The sequence below is a fragment of the SAR324 cluster bacterium genome (assembly GCA_029245725.1).
In the GTDB taxonomy this organism is placed as follows: Bacteria; SAR324; SAR324; order SAR324; family NAC60-12; genus JCVI-SCAAA005.
This window is the reverse complement of the sequence record JAQWOT010000163.1, coordinates 29,618-46,332: the sequence shown is the minus strand read 5'-3', so window position 1 is coordinate 46,332 and position 16,715 is coordinate 29,618. Positions and strand designations below refer to the sequence as shown.

General features: G+C 46.3%; 18 protein-coding genes. 10 read left to right on the top strand and 8 right to left on the bottom strand.

Features of this window, described 5'->3' with window-relative positions:
- Positions 1 to 334, top strand: a 334-nt coding sequence (locus tag P8O70_08390) for a hypothetical protein (protein MDG2196895.1), incomplete at its 5' end; no start/stop codon positions are given.
- Here the strand turns inward: P8O70_08390 and P8O70_08385 are convergent.
- Positions 331 to 765, bottom strand: a complete 435-nt coding sequence (locus tag P8O70_08385; protein MDG2196894.1) for a hypothetical protein — start codon at positions 763 to 765, stop codon at positions 331 to 333. The two genes, P8O70_08390 and P8O70_08385, sit on opposite strands and share 4 nt — an antisense overlap.
- Before the next feature lie 176 nt (positions 766 to 941).
- Between P8O70_08385 and P8O70_08380 the strand changes: the two genes are divergently transcribed.
- The 3 genes from P8O70_08380 to P8O70_08370 are packed head-to-tail and all read left to right on the top strand — an operon-like array spanning position 942 to position 2,877.
- Positions 942 to 1,613, top strand: a complete 672-nt coding sequence (locus P8O70_08380) for a hypothetical protein (protein ID MDG2196893.1) — start codon at positions 942 to 944, stop codon at positions 1,611 to 1,613.
- 7 nt (positions 1,614 to 1,620) lie between these two features.
- On the top strand, positions 1,621 to 2,310 hold the full coding sequence (locus P8O70_08375; protein ID MDG2196892.1) for a matrixin family metalloprotease: 690 nt from the start codon (positions 1,621 to 1,623) through the stop codon (positions 2,308 to 2,310).
- Between the two features lie 36 nt (positions 2,311 to 2,346).
- Positions 2,347 to 2,877: a hypothetical protein gene (locus P8O70_08370; GenBank protein ID MDG2196891.1), complete on the top strand. Its 531-nt coding sequence runs from the start codon at positions 2,347 to 2,349 to the stop codon at positions 2,875 to 2,877.
- A 53-nt stretch (positions 2,878 to 2,930) separates the two neighbouring features.
- Here the strand turns inward: P8O70_08370 and P8O70_08365 are convergent, their stop codons facing one another.
- From P8O70_08365 to P8O70_08355, 3 genes are all read right to left on the bottom strand, one after another.
- Positions 2,931 to 3,215 (bottom strand): PGPGW domain-containing protein, encoded by a 285-nt coding sequence (locus tag P8O70_08365; GenBank protein ID MDG2196890.1) that lies wholly within the window; start codon positions 3,213 to 3,215, stop codon positions 2,931 to 2,933.
- A 589-nt stretch (positions 3,216 to 3,804) separates the two neighbouring features.
- Positions 3,805 to 4,458 carry a fructose-6-phosphate aldolase gene (fsa, locus tag P8O70_08360; GenBank protein MDG2196889.1) on the bottom strand — a complete coding sequence of 218 codons (654 nt, stop codon included), beginning with the start codon at positions 4,456 to 4,458 and terminating at the stop codon, positions 3,805 to 3,807.
- 8 nt (positions 4,459 to 4,466) lie between these two features.
- Positions 4,467 to 5,384, bottom strand: a complete 918-nt coding sequence (locus P8O70_08355) for a DMT family transporter (protein ID MDG2196888.1) — start codon at positions 5,382 to 5,384, stop codon at positions 4,467 to 4,469.
- Positions 5,385 to 5,569: 185 nt separating this feature from the next.
- Here P8O70_08355 and P8O70_08350 point away from each other — a divergent pair, with 185 nt between their 5' ends.
- Together P8O70_08350 and P8O70_08345 are read left to right on the top strand one after the other, a co-directional pair.
- Entirely contained in the window at positions 5,570 to 5,989 is a 420-nt protein-coding gene (locus tag P8O70_08350; GenBank protein MDG2196887.1) for an RNase adapter RapZ, read from the top strand.
- The gene (locus P8O70_08345; GenBank protein ID MDG2196886.1) at positions 5,989 to 6,189 is read left to right on the top strand and encodes a hypothetical protein; all 201 of its coding nucleotides are present in this window, start codon (positions 5,989 to 5,991) and stop codon (positions 6,187 to 6,189) included. The genes P8O70_08350 and P8O70_08345 overlap by 1 nt, the downstream gene beginning before the upstream one ends.
- Positions 6,190 to 6,309: 120 nt before the next feature.
- On the opposite strand, the gene acnA is transcribed toward P8O70_08345, so the two are convergent.
- Complete coding sequence (gene acnA, locus P8O70_08340) at positions 6,310 to 8,988, bottom strand: aconitate hydratase AcnA (protein ID MDG2196885.1); 2,679 nt, start codon at positions 8,986 to 8,988, stop codon at positions 6,310 to 6,312.
- Positions 8,989 to 9,422: 434 nt separating this feature from the next.
- On the opposite strand from acnA, the gene P8O70_08335 reads away from it, so the two are divergent.
- From P8O70_08335 to P8O70_08320, 4 genes are all read left to right on the top strand, one after another.
- On the top strand, positions 9,423 to 10,454 hold the full coding sequence (locus P8O70_08335; protein ID MDG2196884.1) for an amino acid ABC transporter substrate-binding protein: 1,032 nt from the start codon (positions 9,423 to 9,425) through the stop codon (positions 10,452 to 10,454).
- 126 nt (positions 10,455 to 10,580) lie between these two features.
- Complete coding sequence (locus tag P8O70_08330) at positions 10,581 to 11,795, top strand: ABC transporter permease subunit (GenBank protein MDG2196883.1); 1,215 nt, start codon at positions 10,581 to 10,583, stop codon at positions 11,793 to 11,795.
- Position 11,796: 1 nt separating this feature from the next.
- Complete coding sequence (locus P8O70_08325; GenBank protein ID MDG2196882.1) at positions 11,797 to 13,104, top strand: amino acid ABC transporter permease; 1,308 nt, start codon at positions 11,797 to 11,799, stop codon at positions 13,102 to 13,104.
- A gap of 12 nt (positions 13,105 to 13,116) precedes the next feature.
- Positions 13,117 to 13,908: an amino acid ABC transporter ATP-binding protein gene (locus tag P8O70_08320; GenBank protein MDG2196881.1), complete on the top strand. Its 792-nt coding sequence runs from the start codon at positions 13,117 to 13,119 to the stop codon at positions 13,906 to 13,908.
- A gap of 94 nt (positions 13,909 to 14,002) precedes the next feature.
- Here P8O70_08320 and P8O70_08315 read toward each other — a convergent pair whose 3' ends face one another.
- The 3 genes from P8O70_08315 to P8O70_08305 all read right to left on the bottom strand — a co-directional run bounded on the left by P8O70_08315 (position 14,003) and on the right by P8O70_08305 (position 16,712).
- Complete coding sequence (locus tag P8O70_08315) at positions 14,003 to 14,518, bottom strand: tyrosine-protein phosphatase (GenBank protein MDG2196880.1); 516 nt, start codon at positions 14,516 to 14,518, stop codon at positions 14,003 to 14,005.
- A 167-nt stretch (positions 14,519 to 14,685) separates the two neighbouring features.
- Positions 14,686 to 15,741, bottom strand: a complete 1,056-nt coding sequence (gene ispH / locus P8O70_08310) for a 4-hydroxy-3-methylbut-2-enyl diphosphate reductase (GenBank protein ID MDG2196879.1) — start codon at positions 15,739 to 15,741, stop codon at positions 14,686 to 14,688.
- Positions 15,720 to 16,712 (bottom strand): Brp/Blh family beta-carotene 15,15'-dioxygenase, encoded by a 993-nt coding sequence (locus P8O70_08305; protein ID MDG2196878.1) that lies wholly within the window; start codon positions 16,710 to 16,712, stop codon positions 15,720 to 15,722. The genes ispH and P8O70_08305 overlap by 22 nt, the downstream gene beginning before the upstream one ends.
- Between the last annotated feature and the right edge of the window lie 3 nt (positions 16,713 to 16,715).

Genomic DNA, 16,715 nt, shown 5'->3' with positions numbered 1-16,715 from the left:
AGGGATGAAACCCGAAATATATCAACCTCCACAACCCGAGTTGATCTGGCAACAAGATGGACTTCGTTGTGAACGAGTGGTCGACTTTCCAGACTTTGACGCCTTCCGACTTTGTGTCCCAGTTGGGCAACGTATCAAACTTGAAGGGAAAGGAAAATACCAACTATTGATGGGTGTAGATGGATACGGCCAGTTGTTGGTCGGTGGTGAGAGTTGTGGGACAGTTCGACAAGAGGAAGGCTGGATGATTCCAGCTATTACTGACGATTGTTGGTTGGAAAGCAGAGGAACTGGAGATTTGATCTGCCTACAGGCTATCCCCAAAAATGGCTAGCGACTTGATTGCGCAAGTAAAGGGTTGGGCTTCAACTGATAACTGACGATCACTTCATCACGACCGTCAACCGCAGGAAGGGCAAAGGTCTGGGTAATGAATCCATTAGCCACAACCTTCACGTGGTGTGAGTTTGGCTCAACACGTAGTGTAACTTCCCCGAGTTGATTGGTGAACCACTGGTATTCTGGGTAGCTCTGCAAGGAAACAAACGCTCGCTCCAAAGGCAGTTGTTCCGCATCACGCACTTGGATACGGTAGGTGATCTTTGTTTCTTCACCCAAATCAGCTGCGGCCTGAACAGGCTGAACTCCGGATCCAGCAGCGTTCACCAACTTTTCCCACCATGAATCACCAATCCAGAATCCGCCACAGAGCAGCAATCCGCAGATGGTTAGAATTGTTAAAAAGTAGGTCAGTTTGAGTTTCATCTGATTTTGTTTTAGCATTCTAGTAATTAATTTTATTCCACAAAAATGCGAGAAGTATGCCCCTTTAGGTTCAGTTTTTTTGCGTTGATGTCTACATTTATTGCAGTACCTTTGCTGATCATCTTTTAGACATCTGGCACGGCTCAAAGAACTTGATGCCACCGTACTCTGAGACCATGAAATATAATTTTGTCTATCTGCTGCTTGCATCTGCACTTCTGTTTGTAGCTGCAGATCAAGCGTGGGGCGATTCGCTCTGGCGTTACGGATATTCTACACAAGAACTTCGATCCAACGAAGGATACAATAAGTATCTCAAGGATAGATATGGAGCAGAAGGCATCCGCTTAGATGGTTACTTAGTTGGAGTAACTTTTTTAAGGACTTCTGGAGTAGGAATTGGCCTGGAATACTCATCGACGAGCGGGAGAATACGTTATCAAACATTGAATGGAGAGGAGCAGGAGAATACTTTGGATTTGCAAACCCTTTTGCTGCTGCTCTCCTCATATCGTGGAAATTGGGAATGGTCGGTTGGCGGTGGGGTTAATAACTTGAGCAGAACTTTCTACGGATATGGTAGTTCATACATAACCACCGACAATATCAAAGATCAGCTTGGCACCAGAACTTCTGAAACCTTAGGAACCACAGGGATCTTGCAAGGACTTTATCATATATTCAATAGCAGATTGCAATGGTCTGTGGGAGCTCGCTACATCATCGCTCAAAATGAGATTGATTCGAGTGATATCAGACCGGGCCACAATGCAAAGAGTATCCAGGAAACACAGAATTTTGACCTGGGGGGGCTAGCTTTGTTGACGACTCTAACCTATCGCTTCTAGGAATTAAATGTGCCCCTTGACTCGCCGAAATCTTTTGATTGGAGGTTCGGGACTATTGCTCTTTGGCTGTAGTGATTCAGAGTCTTACACCGCTGCCAAGGACTACTACCCAGTCACGAGCCGATATATCTTCCACTGGGGAAAAAACAGTTCGATTGTGATTGACAAAGATGCAACAAACGCCACCTATTCACTTGGTGGAAGTGTTAATGAACTCAGTTGGTTTGAAACAGGCGTAACCGCTTGGGCTAGCACGCTCAATGAAATTGGTATCAGCGTCTCTTTCAGCGCAAGTTCACCTGATGTGAAGGTTTATTGGCTCAACTCCACACAGATGCTGGCAAAAGCCGGTAGTCCTCACGTGTTAGGGCAAGCCACCACGGACAAAGAAATCTATATGCTCAAGGGTCAGGACCAAGCAACAACAACTGCGGTTGCCACACACGAATTTGGACACATGCTGGGTATTTGGAGCCATAGTTTTGACAGCAACGACTTGATGTACCCCTATTTGTCCACCAGCCTGAGCACCCGTGACAAACGAACCCTAGTCGATTTTCTTTATGAACTCAGTCCAGACTTTGACCTTCACGATGTAGCAGGCCCATTGGTTCATTCGTCGACAGGGGTCAGCATACCACATTATGTCAGTTCACTTACAACAAATGGCTGTCAAATCCGCACTTCCATAGGATGAGTTGACTTTGACATCTCTAGGACCATGGAACTCTTGATGAAGTCGCTCCGCAATTTTCTCGGATTCCTCATTTTTAGCTCAATTTTTCTTATTTTGGGCTGTGCTTCAGACCAAACTCCCGCAAAGAATGACTCAACCAAAAACACAGCCGACGTTCTAAACAAGCAGATTTCCATTTTACTGAATTCCCAAAAAGCCACTTGGGTAGGTTCAGCAGTTCCAAGCGCTTCGATAGTAACATCTTCACAGAGCAATCTGAATTTAGAACCTGGGAATGCTGTGCAAATTGCCCTTATTCTGCAGAACAATCCCATACAGAATTTCGATTTATTACTACGTTTTGGGGACGAAAAGGTCGGCTATTATGAACTCACTGGCCTGAGCCCAAGCATCCTCTTAGGAGGGAATCAGATCTCACTGCAGTTAGAAGCGCCAGAAAATATTTGTGATTCCCTTTATCCGATTCGACACGTTGTTTCACTAAATTTTCTGACAATCGAGGCGGGAAATACGAGTGACGTGCAGACAGTTCAAATCAACCTGAGCTGCAGTATGACTATCCACTGAATAAAATAGACAGAGGCTTTAGAGGTCAGAGTAAGCCAAAGTGCAATTATGTATTATTCTGGTATCTCTGTGGATGGAGACGAAGATTTTCGGCGACCCCCAAGCCAGCGCGATTTTTCTAACTTCTCCAAGACTTTTAGCACCGGACCGAAAGCCCAGGGGCATTTGTGACGCCCCCAGCTTAAAATGCGTCGGGCTGTCTTGTTTCTGGGTAGGATAATTGCCAGGCCAGAGGTGAAAGAAACCAACCCCAGCGGTAACGGTAGGGGCACAATCATGATTCCCAAGAGGATCAGCGACCATCCTAAAGCTAGCCAAGCTATATTCGTCCAAATCATTGGAAGTAGAAGCTAAATTTTTTATTCATAAAAATGGTCAGCCTTCCTATGGAACTCACCTCAGTTCACTATCCAAGCTTCTACTGTGAGGCCAATATTTTTTGTCCGCACAGTTCTGACTACTATTTTAAGAAGGAGCAAGCGTTATGTTCAAGAAATTCTTAGCGGTTAGTTCGGCTGCCCTGATTCTGCCTACTCCCAACCTCCTAACCGCTCATCCCAGTCGAGTACGATTTATGGGACAAATTTAAGCAAGGATATTAGGTGAGAATCTGGATGGCTATGAACCACCTTCTGCTTCCGGATACAATCCCCCATATATTCACTCATCTCAAATCGGGGTTGGCTATTCGTCAACGACTCTAACTGCTAATATTGGCGTGATCACCGTCAACTTCAACGACACTTCCATTATTGATTCATGTTAAAGTCTTGGTAGTGAACTAACAACTCAGCTTATACTTGGTTTTGTTATTGGACAATGAATCAAATATCAGTAGTCCTTTAGCTAGCGCAGGCATTGGTTTCACCTTCTAATTTTCAAAAGCTGATCAATCAGCTTGATTGGCTTCTCGTTCCCTGTTTGGAATCACCCCAAATTCTGCCCAGTCTTCTCCCAATCTGCCAAAAATGCTGCCAAGCCCTTGTCTGTCATTGGATGTTCAAAAAGTTGCCAGAAAACCTGCGGTGGCGCGGTGATCACATCGGAACCCAAGCGAGCTGCCTCCAGCAAGTGAGGAATGTGGCGCGCCGAAGCCGTCAGAATCTCCGTATCAAAACCGTAATTGTCATAAATCAGGCGAATGTCCTGAATCAAATTCATCCCCTCCAGTCCGATATCGTCCAACCGTCCGACAAACGGACTGATGAAGGTGGCTCCTGCCTTCGCTGCGAGCAAGGCCTGTCCTGAGCTGAAACAGAGGGTTACATTGACTGGAATTCCCTCATCGCTTAGGATCTTGGTGGCTTTGATGCCATCCGCCGTAAGGGGTACTTTCACGGTCAGATTATCAGCAATCTCTCGGAGCCAGTGTCCCTCACGAACCATCCCCTCCGCATCCGTTGAGACTGTTTCCCCAGAGACAGGCCCATCAACCAAGTCACAGATTTCAGCAAGAACTTCTCGAATGGGGCGTCCTGACTTGGCGATCAATGTGGGGTTAGTCGTGACACCATCCACGATGCCAAGTTCATTGAGCTTTCGGATTTCTGACACATCAGCAGTATCAACAAAGAATTTCATGGATTTTCCTAAGAAAGAAGCGTTGAAGCCAAAGGTGAACTGGCCGCAGGCTGAGGCCTTCGAAGACGTAGAATGACCAAACCGCTACCAACGATCAAGACAGTGCCAACCAAAACTGCAGCAGAAGGAACCTCCTGCCAAAAGAAATATCCCAGCAAAACACCCCAAAGCAATTGGCTATATTGGAAAGCACCGAGCAGTGAAGCATGCGTCAATTGATACGCCCCAGTGATTGCAATGCCGGCAATAGCTCCCAACAGGCCAAACAACAAATGCCAACCTGACAAATCCCACTGTAAAGGTTGCCAGATGTCTGTGAAGGGAATCCAGCAACTGGCTACAGCGACTGTTAGAATACTCGTCAACATTAAGGCGTGGGGGCTTTCCTGCTGACCGTATTGTCGTACTAGCAGGTTCAGCATTGAATGCCCAATGCCAATCAGTAAGGCTGTCAGCAGCCCTGGATGCCACTCTGCACTGCCTGGCTGGAGACAAATCATAACCCCAACAAATCCAGTCCCCACACAAGCCCAGAGTTGAGGTCGGATAATCTCCTTCAACCAGAAATGAGCTAGGATTACTGTGATCAAGGGTGCCGAAAAGACCAATAAATAGGCACTCCCCAGGGGCACATGTTTGAATGTGTAGGTTGCGGAAAACTGCATCACTAGGAGCAGTAAACCTCTTGTCAGGTGTAACCAGGGCTGGTGAATGCGGAGATTTTTCACATTGCTCGTCAGCAGTACCACTACAAAGCCTACAAGAGTAGAGGCTACCATGTTCAAGAAGAAGATCTGTAAACCAGGATAATGAGGACCCAGCACTTTGATCACAGCATCACCGCAGGTAAAGCAGAAGTAGGCCAGTAGACAAAGACTGATTCCCTTTATTTCAGGGGAAAGCTGAAACTGCAGGCTCAAAGGCATTAGAAGTTGGAGAGGCGAAAAAGAGAAAAAAGTTTTCTGAGATAGTTACTTCACAGGCTCAATGTTAACAAGTCAGGTGGTCTGGTTTGACTTCCGAACGATCGTACTGAATACTGAGGATATTCACAGCAAGATTCTTTAGACAGATGACCTGGGCATGAACTTCCCCAATTAACTACAGGCCAATGCTCCTTGATCTTTACTCGTTTGGATTTCGACGATCTGGAATTCCCATTGATGGAAGCGGTCATGGAGGAGGCTTTGTTTTCGATTGTCGCTGCCTTCCGAATCCAGGAAAATTTGAGGAATACCAAGCATTGACAGGACTAGACACTTCGGTTCAAGAATGGTTGGAAGCAAAGGATGAAACCGCAATGTTCCTCAATCATGTAAAAGGAACCTTGGAACTGAGTGTGAAGAGATACATCGCTCGGGACTTTGAGCGACTAATGGTAAGTTGTGGATGCACAGGAGGTCAGCACCGATCGGCCTATGTTGCTGAGAAATTACGCAAGCACTTTGCTGGATATCCAGAACTATCCATTCAACTCACCCATACCGAGCAGTCCTTCTGGCCGACTTCCTCTCAACCACAGGAGTGCTGATGTTTCAGAACTTTGATCCAAAGGAACGGAAGGCCATCCTGATCATCTTAGTCGTGTTGTTTGGTGGGGCGATTTTTTTCTCAGGCGGAGAATCCTTTTTTGCTCCAGAAGATCCCTTCCAGCATCGTTCTGAACGATTTGGCTCACCGATGGAGTCCGAGCGTCGAGTCCATGAGGGATCCTACGAGAGTTATTTTTGAGTTGCAAATTCATCTGTGTTGCACCGACTCCAAAATCCACCATACCCTCAAAATAAAAAAGCCCACGCTACCTAGGGAAACGTGGGCTTTCCAAAGACTCTACTTCTGAAGAAAATCCGCTTACTTCCCACTCTCTCGCATGAAGTTACGCAGAACCGTATGTAGAATTCCACCGTTGCGGTAGTATTCGATCTCCACTTTGTTATCGAGACGACAGAGCACAGGGATCTCTTGATCATTGACTTTGAGAATCACGTCCTGCATCGGCTGCATTTCATCACTAAGCCCCAACACCGAGTAAGTTTCCTCACCGGTCAAGCCCAAGGACTCATGAGTTTGCCCATTTTTAAACTGCAATGGAAGCACACCCATCCCTACCAAATTGGAGCGATGAATTCGTTCAAAACTGGCTGCAACGACTGCTTTGACCCCTAGCAGGAAGGTTCCTTTCGCCGCCCAGTCACGGGAAGAACCAGTTCCGTACTCCGCCCCAGCCAGCACGACCAGCGGTGTATTGGTGGCCTTGTACTGCATTGCTGCGTCATAGATCGTGGTCACTTCGCCAGTTGGGAAGTACTTCGTAAAGCCACCCTCGGTTCCTAGTGCGATCTGATTGCGAATGCGCACATTAGCAAAGGTTCCCCGCACCATGACCCGGTCATTACCTCTGCGGGAACCATAGGAGTTGAAGTCTTTAACGGCAACCCCTCGATCCACCAAAAAATTACCTGCTGGCGTATCAGGCTTGAAAGATCCTGCAGGTGATATGTGATCAGTTGTCACGGAATCACCCAGTTTGAGCAACACACGAGCACCCTCAATGTCATTGATCGGGTTGACGCTTGTCCCCATACCCTGGAAGAAGGTTGGATTTTGAATATAGGTTGACGCCTCACTCCAGGCATAAACTTGTCCGGTCTTGGCCTCAATTTCATTCCACATTGGTGTCACTGTATCCATTTTGCCGTATTCATTTGAGTACATATCACTGCTGATCGTACTCTCCATGGCGGCGACTTCTTCATTGCTTGGCCAGAGATCCTTAAGGAAGACATCGTTGCCGTCTTTGTCCTTACCCAACGAGTCGTTCTGAAGATCAATGTTGACCGTCCCAGCCAGCGCATACGCAACCACCAGTGGGGGACTGGCAAGGTAATTAGCTTTGACGTTCGGACTGATTCTTCCCTCAAAGTTTCGGTTCCCAGACAGTACTGAAGTGACCACTAAGTCACCGTCATTGATTGCCTTGACGATGTTGTCTGGCAAAGGACCACTGTTACCAATACAGGTCGTGCAGCCATAGCCAACCGTGTTGAAGCCCAGTGCATCAAGGTGTTGCTGCAGGTCTGCTTTTTCTAGGTAGGCTGTTACGACTCGGGAACCTGGACCAAGCGAAGTCTTCACCCAAGGCTTGCTTCTCAACCCAAGTGCGTTGGCTTTTTTAGCGAGCAAGCCCGCTGCAATCATTACTGATGGATTACTGGTATTCGTACAGGAAGTGATCGCTGCAATTGCCACATCGCCATGGGTCAAGGTTTGACCGTCCAGTCCTTGAATGGCTGATTGCTTCGACAGCGCAGTCTCTCCTAGTTCAAAGCCTCCCTGCTTGATCGATTTGCGCAGAGTTTCTTGCCAGGCTGATTGCATCGTCGAGAGGTTCACACGATCTTGCGGACGCTTGGGGCCTGCCAAGGCTGGTTCCACAGTTGACAGATCTAATTCCAGTGCGTCACTGAACATCGGGTCTGGAGTGCTGTTGGTCCGGAAGAGTCCCTGTGCTTTGCAGTAAGCTTCTACTCGCTGAACCACTTCTGCAGGTCGTCCGGTCTGACGCAAATAGTTCAACGCTTCGTCATCCACTGGGAAGAAGCCCATGGTTGCGCCATACTCAGGACCCATATTGGCAATGGTGGCACGATCCGCAAGTTTCAGGTTGCCCAAGCCTGGGCCGTAGAACTCAACAAATTTTTCGACGACCCCTTTCTTGCGAAGCATTTCAACGACGCGCAAGACAAGATCTGTCGCGGTTGCTCCAGCAGGTAGTTGTCCGGTCAACTTGAAACCCACTACTTGAGGCATCAGCATGTAGATTGGTTGGCCCAGCATCACCGATTCTGCTTCAATTCCACCAACCCCCCAGCCCATTACTCCAAGACCATTGATCATTGTTGTGTGGGAATCTGTACCGACAAGCGTATCTGGGAAAGCGACACCATCCACCAACTGAACAACGTTTGCTACATATTCCAGATTCACTTGATGAACAATGCCAACACCCGGCGGAAATGCACGGAACTGCCGGAAGGCATTCTGTCCCCACTTGAGGAACTCATAGCGTTCTTGATTGCGCTCGAATTCAATCTGCATATTCCGATCAAGAGAATCTGCACCACCGAAGTGGTCGACCTGAACCGAGTGATCGATCACAAGATCAACTGGAACCTGGGGATTGATCACCTCTGGGTCGCCACCCATCTCTGCCATCGCTGAACGCAGTGATGCCAAATCTACCACGGCTGGTACGCCTGTGAAGTCCTGTAGTATGACTCTGGTCGGCTTGTGAGGGATTTCCTTATCTGAGACAGAGCCATCCCAATTTGCCAGGGTGTGAACGTGCTCTTCAAGAACCTGAAAATCATCATAGTTGCGCAGTGCCTGTTCCAACAAAATCCGAATGGAAAAAGGCAAGCGACTGATGTTTCCAACAATCTTTTGTTCCAAGGCTTCTAGACTGTAGTAGGATGCTTTGCCACTGCCCGTATCAAAATCTCGGCGGCATCCAAATTTGTTGTCAGACATGCTTTCTCTATGGATAGGGTTTGCAGAGGTAAGAACCGCATGTGCGGCAATGAGCGTGAGGAGAGGTTGATTTTTCTTGTTCTCATTATTCCTAGTTTTGAATGTCGATCAATGTAAAAGAGTGCTGGTAGAATACAAGCTTTTCATTGCAGTTGTAACGGAAGCACAGCATTGGGTCTAATATTTTTGATTCAGCAATCGATTTTGATTAGGGTTTTGTTAGCCAATGAAATATCTGTATTCTACTAGATTTTGTCAGTCCAATTTCTCTAAGATAGTTGCAGTAATGTGTCGTAGAGTCTGGGAATCCTTGATTTATAAGGATTAAATCTTGACATCCAGCCCAAATGTAGTCTGAATAATGCCTCGTGTAAATGAGTCTTTGCCATGCAATTAAGGTTGCTGATGGCCTTCGAATCAAAACGATTGAGGAGATGAAGATGAAAAAATTATTCTTGTCCTGTCTGTCTGTTGCCCTCTTGGGTGGAATTGCCATGGCTGGTGGTCACGAGAAAGGCACCTTGGGTACAGTGAAGGACCGTGGAAGTCTAAACTGTGGGGTTAGTACAGGTCTTGTAGGATTTGCAGCCCCTGATGCCAACGGGAACTGGGAAGGCTTTGATGTGGATATGTGCCGAGCAGTAGCCACCGCTGTATTGGGTGATCCCCAAGCAGTAGTTTTCGTTCCCTTGACAACAGGAACCAGATTTACTGCTTTGGCTTCGAGTGAAGTTGACATGCTAGCGAGAAATACCACTTGGACATTCTCACGAGACGTTGACCTGAAGTTCGAATTTACAGGGGTCAACTATTATGATGGTCAGGGTTTCATGGTACCAAAATCCCTTGGAGTCACTTCAGCTACCGAGTTAGATGGGGCCACTGTTTGTATCCAAACTGGTACCACTACAGAACTGAACCTTGCAGACTTTTTCCGTGTGAACGGAATGAACTATGAGCCTGTACCTGTTGAGACAAACTCTGAAGCACAACAACAGTATCTGGCAAATGCTTGCGATGTCTACACAACTGATGCTTCCGGACTTGCTGCCACTCGAGCATCATTTGAAAATCCAAGCGACCACGTTGTTCTACCTGAGATCATTTCTAAGGAACCACTTGGGCCTCTGGTTCGACATGGTGACCATGAATGGGGTGATGTAGTGCGTTGGTCCCTAAATGCGATGGTGGCTGCCGAAGAATACGGCGTAACATCACAGAACGTTGCAGACATGGCCAAAGGGACCAACAATCCGGAAATTAACCGCTTACTAGGTAGCGAAGGTAATCTCGGAGAGATGTTGGGATTGTCATCTGATTGGGCTAGAAACATCATCTCAAACATTGGTAACTATGAGGAGTCTTTCGAAAGAAACATTGGTTCTAGTACCCCAATTGGTCTGGCCCGTGGACTTAATGCACAGTGGACCGATGGAGGTTTACTGTACTCACCTCCCTTCCGCTAAAATCTAGTTATCACAGGGTACAATTTTGTTGTACCCTGCGTCCCGCTCTCATCCATCCACATCCAAGGCAAAACAGTGGATCCAAAATTCCACTGAAATTAGTTCTGGAGCATAGGTAAAGTCGTCATGATGAAAGTGACCGAACCACCGAAGCCATTGTTCCAAATGCGCCAGTTGATCTACGATACAAAATACAGATCGCTGACAGTTCAAGCGATAGCCATGTGCTTGTTGGTTCTGTTCTTTTCATGGCTCGTCAATAATACAATTCAGAACTTAACCGCCCTCGGCAAAGACTTTGATTTTGGATTTCTTACCAACATCGCAGGCTATGACATTAATCAGCGCCTCATTGAATACTCTTCCACCTCTACGCACGGTAGAGCAGCACTAGTAGGTATACTAAATACACTGCTTGTGGCTTTTCTAGGCTGTGCACTTGCCACAATAATTGGGATCGTTGCAGGAGTCCTCCGGCTCTCCAAAAATTGGATTGTTGCACGTCTAATGACAATCTACGTGGAAGGATTCCGAAACGTTCCACTGCTCTTATGGATCCTCATCATTTTCGCGGTGATGACTGAATCCACTCCTGGTCCAAGAGATTTTCGAGCTGGGGGAAGTGCTTCAATGATTTTGTTTGATAGTGTTGCTATTTCAAACCGAGGAGTTTACATCCCTTTCCCAGTGTGGGGTGAAGGTTCTGGGATCTTAATATTTGTTTTTTTACTTTCACTTCTTGGTGTTTGGGGCTTTAAAAAAATTACAACTTCAAGACAACAACAAACAGGAATAACCCTTCCAACATTTTGGATTTCAACCGGGATAGTAATCATTCCATCCATCATAACTTTTTTCGTATTGGGGCAGCCTGTTTCACTAGATTATCCAACTCTTGGTGGGTTTAATTTTCGTGGTGGATTACAACTAAGAAACTCACTAATTGCTCTTTGGTTAGCCTTATCGCTCTACACAGGAGCTTTCATTGCAGAGATTGTTAGAAGTGGCATTCTCTCCGTATCAAAAGGACAAACAGAAGCTGCCTATGCTTTGGGTTTGCGACCCAACCCTACAATGAATCTGGTTATCTTACCCCAAGCTCTCCGTGTCATTATTCCTCCTCTTATCTCACAGTATTTAAATCTTACGAAAAATTCTTCATTGGCAATTGCTGTCGGGTATATGGATGTACGTTCTACACTTGGGGGGATAACAATTAATCAGACAGGGCGTGAACTTGAAGGCATGTTAATGCTGGGACTGTTCTATCTCCTTGCTTCTTTAGTAATCTCAGCTGTGATGAATATTTATAATAACTCAGTCAAACTCAAAGGTCGTTGAGGTGAGTAGTCCATCTTCCAAACTATTTGTGCGAACAGAGTTGATACCTTCAAAAGCTCCCCCTTTGTCTGAAATTGGCGCGACAAAGTGGGTGAGAGAAAATTTGTTTTCAAACACCATAAACTCAATTCTAACAATCCTTTCACTTTTTCTTATTTACGGTCTTCTCTCACAAATTTTACCATGGATGACACAAGGCGTTTGGGAGGCTGACTCACTCAACGAATGTAGAAAAATTCGAGAAAGCCTTGGTGGGAACACCAATGTGGCTTGCTGGGCAGTGATCAATGAAAGATGGCATCAATTGCTCTTTGGTTTCTATCCACCTGAAAGCTATTGGCGTCCAATCTTAGCGCTAATACTCTTTGGTTTTGCAATATCCCCAGTACTTTTCACAAGTGTACGAAAAGAGCTGTATCTTTTAACCTTTTCTTCTCCTTTTCTTTGCTTCTGGCTATTATGGGGAAATACCATTTGGGGACCAGTTTCTGCTGCTTTCAATTTTCTGCTAGGCATATTGCTTTTTCAGCAAATAAGCCGATCCAAGCTATCCGTATTGAGCATACCAATCACCTTTGTTTTCGCTGTTTTGTACTGGTTATTTTTACTTACCCCAGTCGCTGAGCATCTAGACAGTTTCATACCAATTTCTCTCTCATACATTCCATCAAAAGAATTCGGTGGATTCATGTTGGCTCTAATAATTGGTATCACTGGAATAATTTTATCATTACCAATTGGCATTTTGTTAGCACTTGGGCGCCAATCAAATCTGCTTATCATTAATAAAATTTGTGTTTTTTTCATTGAAATTATTCGTGGAGTACCTTTGATTGTCTGGCTATTTACAGCCTCACTTCTATTAAATTATTTTCTACCACCAGGTACGAATTTCGATTTGATGCTGAGAGTTGTAATCATGGTCACTCTGTTTGCTTCTGCTTACATGGCTGAGGTAATTCGCGGTGGTCTTGCAGCACTTTCAGTTGGGCAGCATGAGGGTTCCTCAAGCTTGGGTTTGAACTATTGGCAATCTATGCGGCTAATTATTCTTCCCCAAGCTCTGAAAATTTCAATTCCAGGGATCGTGAATACATTTATCGGTCTTTTCAAAGATACAACTCTCGTAGTTTTTATTGGTCTTCTTGATCCGATTGGTCTATCAAATGCGATCCGAGCAACAACTGATTGGAATGGTATCTATTGGGAGTTGTTTATATTTATTGGTCTCCTGTTCTTTGTGTGTTGTTTTAGTATGTCGAGATATTCCCAATTCTTAGAACGTAGGTTACAAACTGAACACCGCTAAAAGGTTTAGTAAATGAGTCCAGCTAGTCAGCAAAATACTGCCAATGACAAAAATATGACGATCTCCGGAGAGCCCATCATCCAAATTCAAAAGATGAACAAGTGGTTTGGGCAATTCCATGTTCTCAAAGAGATTGATCTGGAAGTGGCTTCGGGTGAACGAATCGTGATCTGTGGCCCCTCAGGTTCCGGTAAGTCAACTCTTATTCGCTGTATCAATCGACTGGAGGAGCATCAAGAAGGGCGGATTGTGGTAGATGGAATTGAACTGACCAGCGACCTGAAGCATATTGAGCAAGTACGAAGAGAAGTTGGGATGGTCTTTCAACACTTCAATTTGTTTCCACACCTCACCGTATTGGAGAACTGTACATTGGCGCTGATCTGGGTTCGTAAACAACCCAAGGCAGAGGCAGAAGCCACCGCAATGAAGTACTTGGAGCGAGTCAAGATTCCAGATCAGGCTCTCAAATATCCAGGTCAACTGTCTGGTGGTCAGCAACAACGGGTAGCCATCGCACGTTCACTCTGCATGCAACCCCGCATTATGCTCTTTGATGAACCAACTTCTGCCCTGGATCCTGAAATGATCAAAGAGGTTTTGGATGTCATGATTGAGTTGGCTGACACAGGCATGACGATGCTGGTAGTGACCCACGAAATGGGCTTTGCTCGAACCGTCGCCAATCGTGTGATCTTCATGGATGAGGGACAGATCATTGAGCAGAACGAACCAGAAGAATTCTTCAACAACCCACAGAGTGATCGAACCAAACTGTTCCTGAGCCAGATTCTACAGCATTGATCGACAATGGTTTTAAAGTGACTAAACAAAATCAGCACAAACTTTTTCATGGGCTCTTTTCAAGAACCCAACACTCTTCAGGCTCGAGTCCTCCTCATACATCCGGCCATTTCCTAACAATTTCTGATTGCCAAATAGCCTCTGGCCAACCTTCTCGGCCCCTTACACGTTGAATCTCATCCAGATACTTCACAACGGGTTTTCCCGCATAACCCAACTCACGTAGAACACAGCCGAGAACTGTTCCAGTTCGACCTCGTCCCCCCCAGCAATGGGCTACAACTCCTTTACTGTCACTCAGTGACTTGAGAATGGTCCTTGTTGCAGATCGGATTCTGCAGATTTCAAGTACCGGGTCCTTAGGTGACTCACCGCTAATGAGATCTTCCAACGATTGATCATGAATGCTCGTTAGTGGACTTGGGTCGTGCTCCATTGGATGCAATGAAATCAAGTTGGTGAAACCAGAATCATAAATGGACTGCCAGGGCCAATTTGTTTCTGGGAGGCACATCCCTGCGAGTGGAGCTGGATCTTGAAGTACCCAGTAAAAGTCTTCGGGAGAGCGAAGACCTTGCACTTGGAAGCTATTTTTTGGCGAAACCATCATTCTTGATCACTAATTTTCTGTGAACTGGCATCGGAGAGTTCCCAAATTCATGGATTCCCTGTTTCAGAAAGGAATCATGATAGGCATAATCCCTCAGCTTTCAGAATTGGAGAAGAGTTTTCGACCATAAAGATCAAAGAAGCCAAGCCCATAAAAAAATCAACTTCTTAGGCCAGATGCAACTCTTGGCTCAAAGCGATAGACTTATTTCGGTGAAAACCTGCTTGGGAATCTTTTGATTTGATGGAAGGTCTTGAGATGGGCATTTGGGGAATTTTGGGGAAGCGTTCAATAGGAAGGCGAAACTGAATCTTTTCTTCGGTTACAGGAACTTCCTCAATTACAAGAGTTCTTCTCAGCGCTAGTCGGTCAAGGAGTTGCTGTACAAGATATTCTGGAGCCGAAGCACCTGCCGTCAAGCCCAAAACATTGGCATCATCTAACCACGCTAAATTTAGTTCGTCGGGTTCAGGAACCAAGCGGACTCTTTCACAGCCAACCTGTCTCGCCACTTCGGTCAGACGTGTTGAATTTGAGGAAGTAGGGCTGCCTAGCACAAGGAAAGCCTCAGCTCGTGATGCGATAGCCCGGGTTGCCTGCTGCCGGTTCGTTGTTGCATAGCAAATTGTCTCCTTACGTGGGTCAATCAGCTTGGGAAAGCGCTTGCGCAATACCTCAACGATTTGCCCAGTGTCCTCTACAGAGAGTGTGGTTTGCGTAACGTATGCAACCGGCTGATTTATCAGAATCTGAATATTTCGGGCAGTTTCAATATCATCAATCACCTGACAGTCCTCAGCAGGTAGATGTCCCAAAAGACCAAGTATCTCAGGGTGGTTTTTCTTGCCAATTACCAACACTTGACAACCAGCTTTGTGATGGCGAACCGCCTCTTGATGGACTCTGGCCACTAAGGGGCAGGTGGCATCAATCGTTGGGAGTCCGCGTTCCTCAGATGCATTGACAACTGATGGAGGAACGCCGTGAGCAGAAAACACAACTGGTACACCATCTGGAACCTCTGATAATTCCTCAACGAAGATCACTCCTTTGGCTTCCATCTCTCTCAGAACGTGCTCATTGTGAACAATCGCATGCCGAACATAGACAGGGGCCCCATAGCGTTCCAGACAGGCTTCAACAATCTGAATGGCTCGGGTTACTCCAGCACAGAAACTCCGAGGCGCAGCCAGCAACACTTTCAATGGGAGATGTGATTCCATGAGAATTCTCGCTCAGGAGTCGAAAAGACCGGCAGAGGTCGCCGGAGGTCGAAGACTAACCAGTGCAAAACCACATGTGGAAGGGTCAGAGCCGCAAGACCAATGAATATCACCTGCAAGCCACCCCACTCCAAAGCACGGTTGGGCAGCCAAATCCAGGCAAACAGAGCCATGACCATTGCAGCCAAACTTAGAGGCCGAGCCTGCTTCCAAAATTGACGAAGTGGCTTTGAGTCATTCGGAAAAAGCCACTGTGCCATCTCTTGGCTATGTCGTAAAGAATGATGGAGGCAAAAGTAGAGAACAAAGCCTTCCAAGGGAGATAGTAGAACGAAGCAGAGTATGATCAGGATAGATTCTGTGATTTGTTCAATGATTTTCCCCAATGGCCCACCAATCTGCCACCAGCGAGCATAAATCAGGACCCCAAGGAGACACAGGGGCGCAAAGAGTGTGGCTCCAAAAATTGCGACACCTTGAGCATGCTCAGCCAACTCTGGTTGAAGCAGCAGGGGAGCGAGCAGTTGTCCTGTTGTTTCAGTTGCAAAAAATGCTGGAGCGCAGAGTGGTAAAAGGCCCCGAAATGCAACGTGTGTCCAGTAGAGCCTTTCTCCCAGATCCAATGATGCGGTATCTTCTTGCCCAAAGTGGAGAACTGACAACAGCAGGAAAAGAGAGAGTAGCAATGCTGGCCACTGAATCCAGCAGACTAGGACTAGCCCAAGCAGTCCTAGATAAAACAATCCGAAGCTGAATGGCCAAATTCGCCCTTGCATTGGCTCAAGCCAGGAACGGCCAACCTGATGATCTAAAGCACCGTGTGGCAAGCCCAGCAGAGAAATCAATAGAAAAAGGAAACCCCAGTGCCATTCTTGCCAAGCAAACCACTCCTTCATTCCTGCCAATAGGAACAGTCCACCAAGTAACAGAAAAAGTCGTTGTTGTTCCTCACTCAGTTGGATATTGAGCATTGA

Excerpts from the sequence above, each read along its gene's own strand:
- P8O70_08365 (MDG2196890.1), bottom strand. The coding sequence starts at position 3,215 with ATGATTTGGACGAATATAGCTTGGCTAGCTTTAGGATGGTCGCTGATC.
- P8O70_08335 (MDG2196884.1), top strand. The coding sequence starts at position 9,423 with ATGAAGATGAAAAAATTATTCTTGTCCTGTCTGTCTGTTGCCCTCTTG.
- P8O70_08370 (MDG2196891.1), top strand. The coding sequence starts at position 2,347 with ATGAAGTCGCTCCGCAATTTTCTCGGATTCCTCATTTTTAGCTCAATT.
- P8O70_08305 (MDG2196878.1), bottom strand. The coding sequence starts at position 16,712 with ATGCTCAATATCCAACTGAGTGAGGAACAACAACGACTTTTTCTGTTA.
- P8O70_08375 (MDG2196892.1), top strand. The coding sequence starts at position 1,621 with ATGTGCCCCTTGACTCGCCGAAATCTTTTGATTGGAGGTTCGGGACTA.
- acnA (MDG2196885.1), bottom strand. The coding sequence starts at position 8,988 with ATGTCTGACAACAAATTTGGATGCCGCCGAGATTTTGATACGGGCAGT.
- P8O70_08350 (MDG2196887.1), top strand. The coding sequence starts at position 5,570 with ATGCTCCTTGATCTTTACTCGTTTGGATTTCGACGATCTGGAATTCCC.
- P8O70_08355 (MDG2196888.1), bottom strand. The coding sequence starts at position 5,384 with ATGCCTTTGAGCCTGCAGTTTCAGCTTTCCCCTGAAATAAAGGGAATC.
- P8O70_08345 (MDG2196886.1), top strand. The coding sequence starts at position 5,989 with ATGTTTCAGAACTTTGATCCAAAGGAACGGAAGGCCATCCTGATCATC.
- P8O70_08380 (MDG2196893.1), top strand. The coding sequence starts at position 942 with ATGAAATATAATTTTGTCTATCTGCTGCTTGCATCTGCACTTCTGTTT.
- ispH (MDG2196879.1), bottom strand. The coding sequence starts at position 15,741 with ATGGAATCACATCTCCCATTGAAAGTGTTGCTGGCTGCGCCTCGGAGT.
- fsa (MDG2196889.1), bottom strand. The coding sequence starts at position 4,458 with ATGAAATTCTTTGTTGATACTGCTGATGTGTCAGAAATCCGAAAGCTC.
- P8O70_08330 (MDG2196883.1), top strand. The coding sequence starts at position 10,581 with ATGATGAAAGTGACCGAACCACCGAAGCCATTGTTCCAAATGCGCCAG.
- P8O70_08320 (MDG2196881.1), top strand. The coding sequence starts at position 13,117 with ATGAGTCCAGCTAGTCAGCAAAATACTGCCAATGACAAAAATATGACG.
- P8O70_08385 (MDG2196894.1), bottom strand. The coding sequence starts at position 765 with ATGAAACTCAAACTGACCTACTTTTTAACAATTCTAACCATCTGCGGA.
- P8O70_08315 (MDG2196880.1), bottom strand. The coding sequence starts at position 14,518 with ATGATGGTTTCGCCAAAAAATAGCTTCCAAGTGCAAGGTCTTCGCTCT.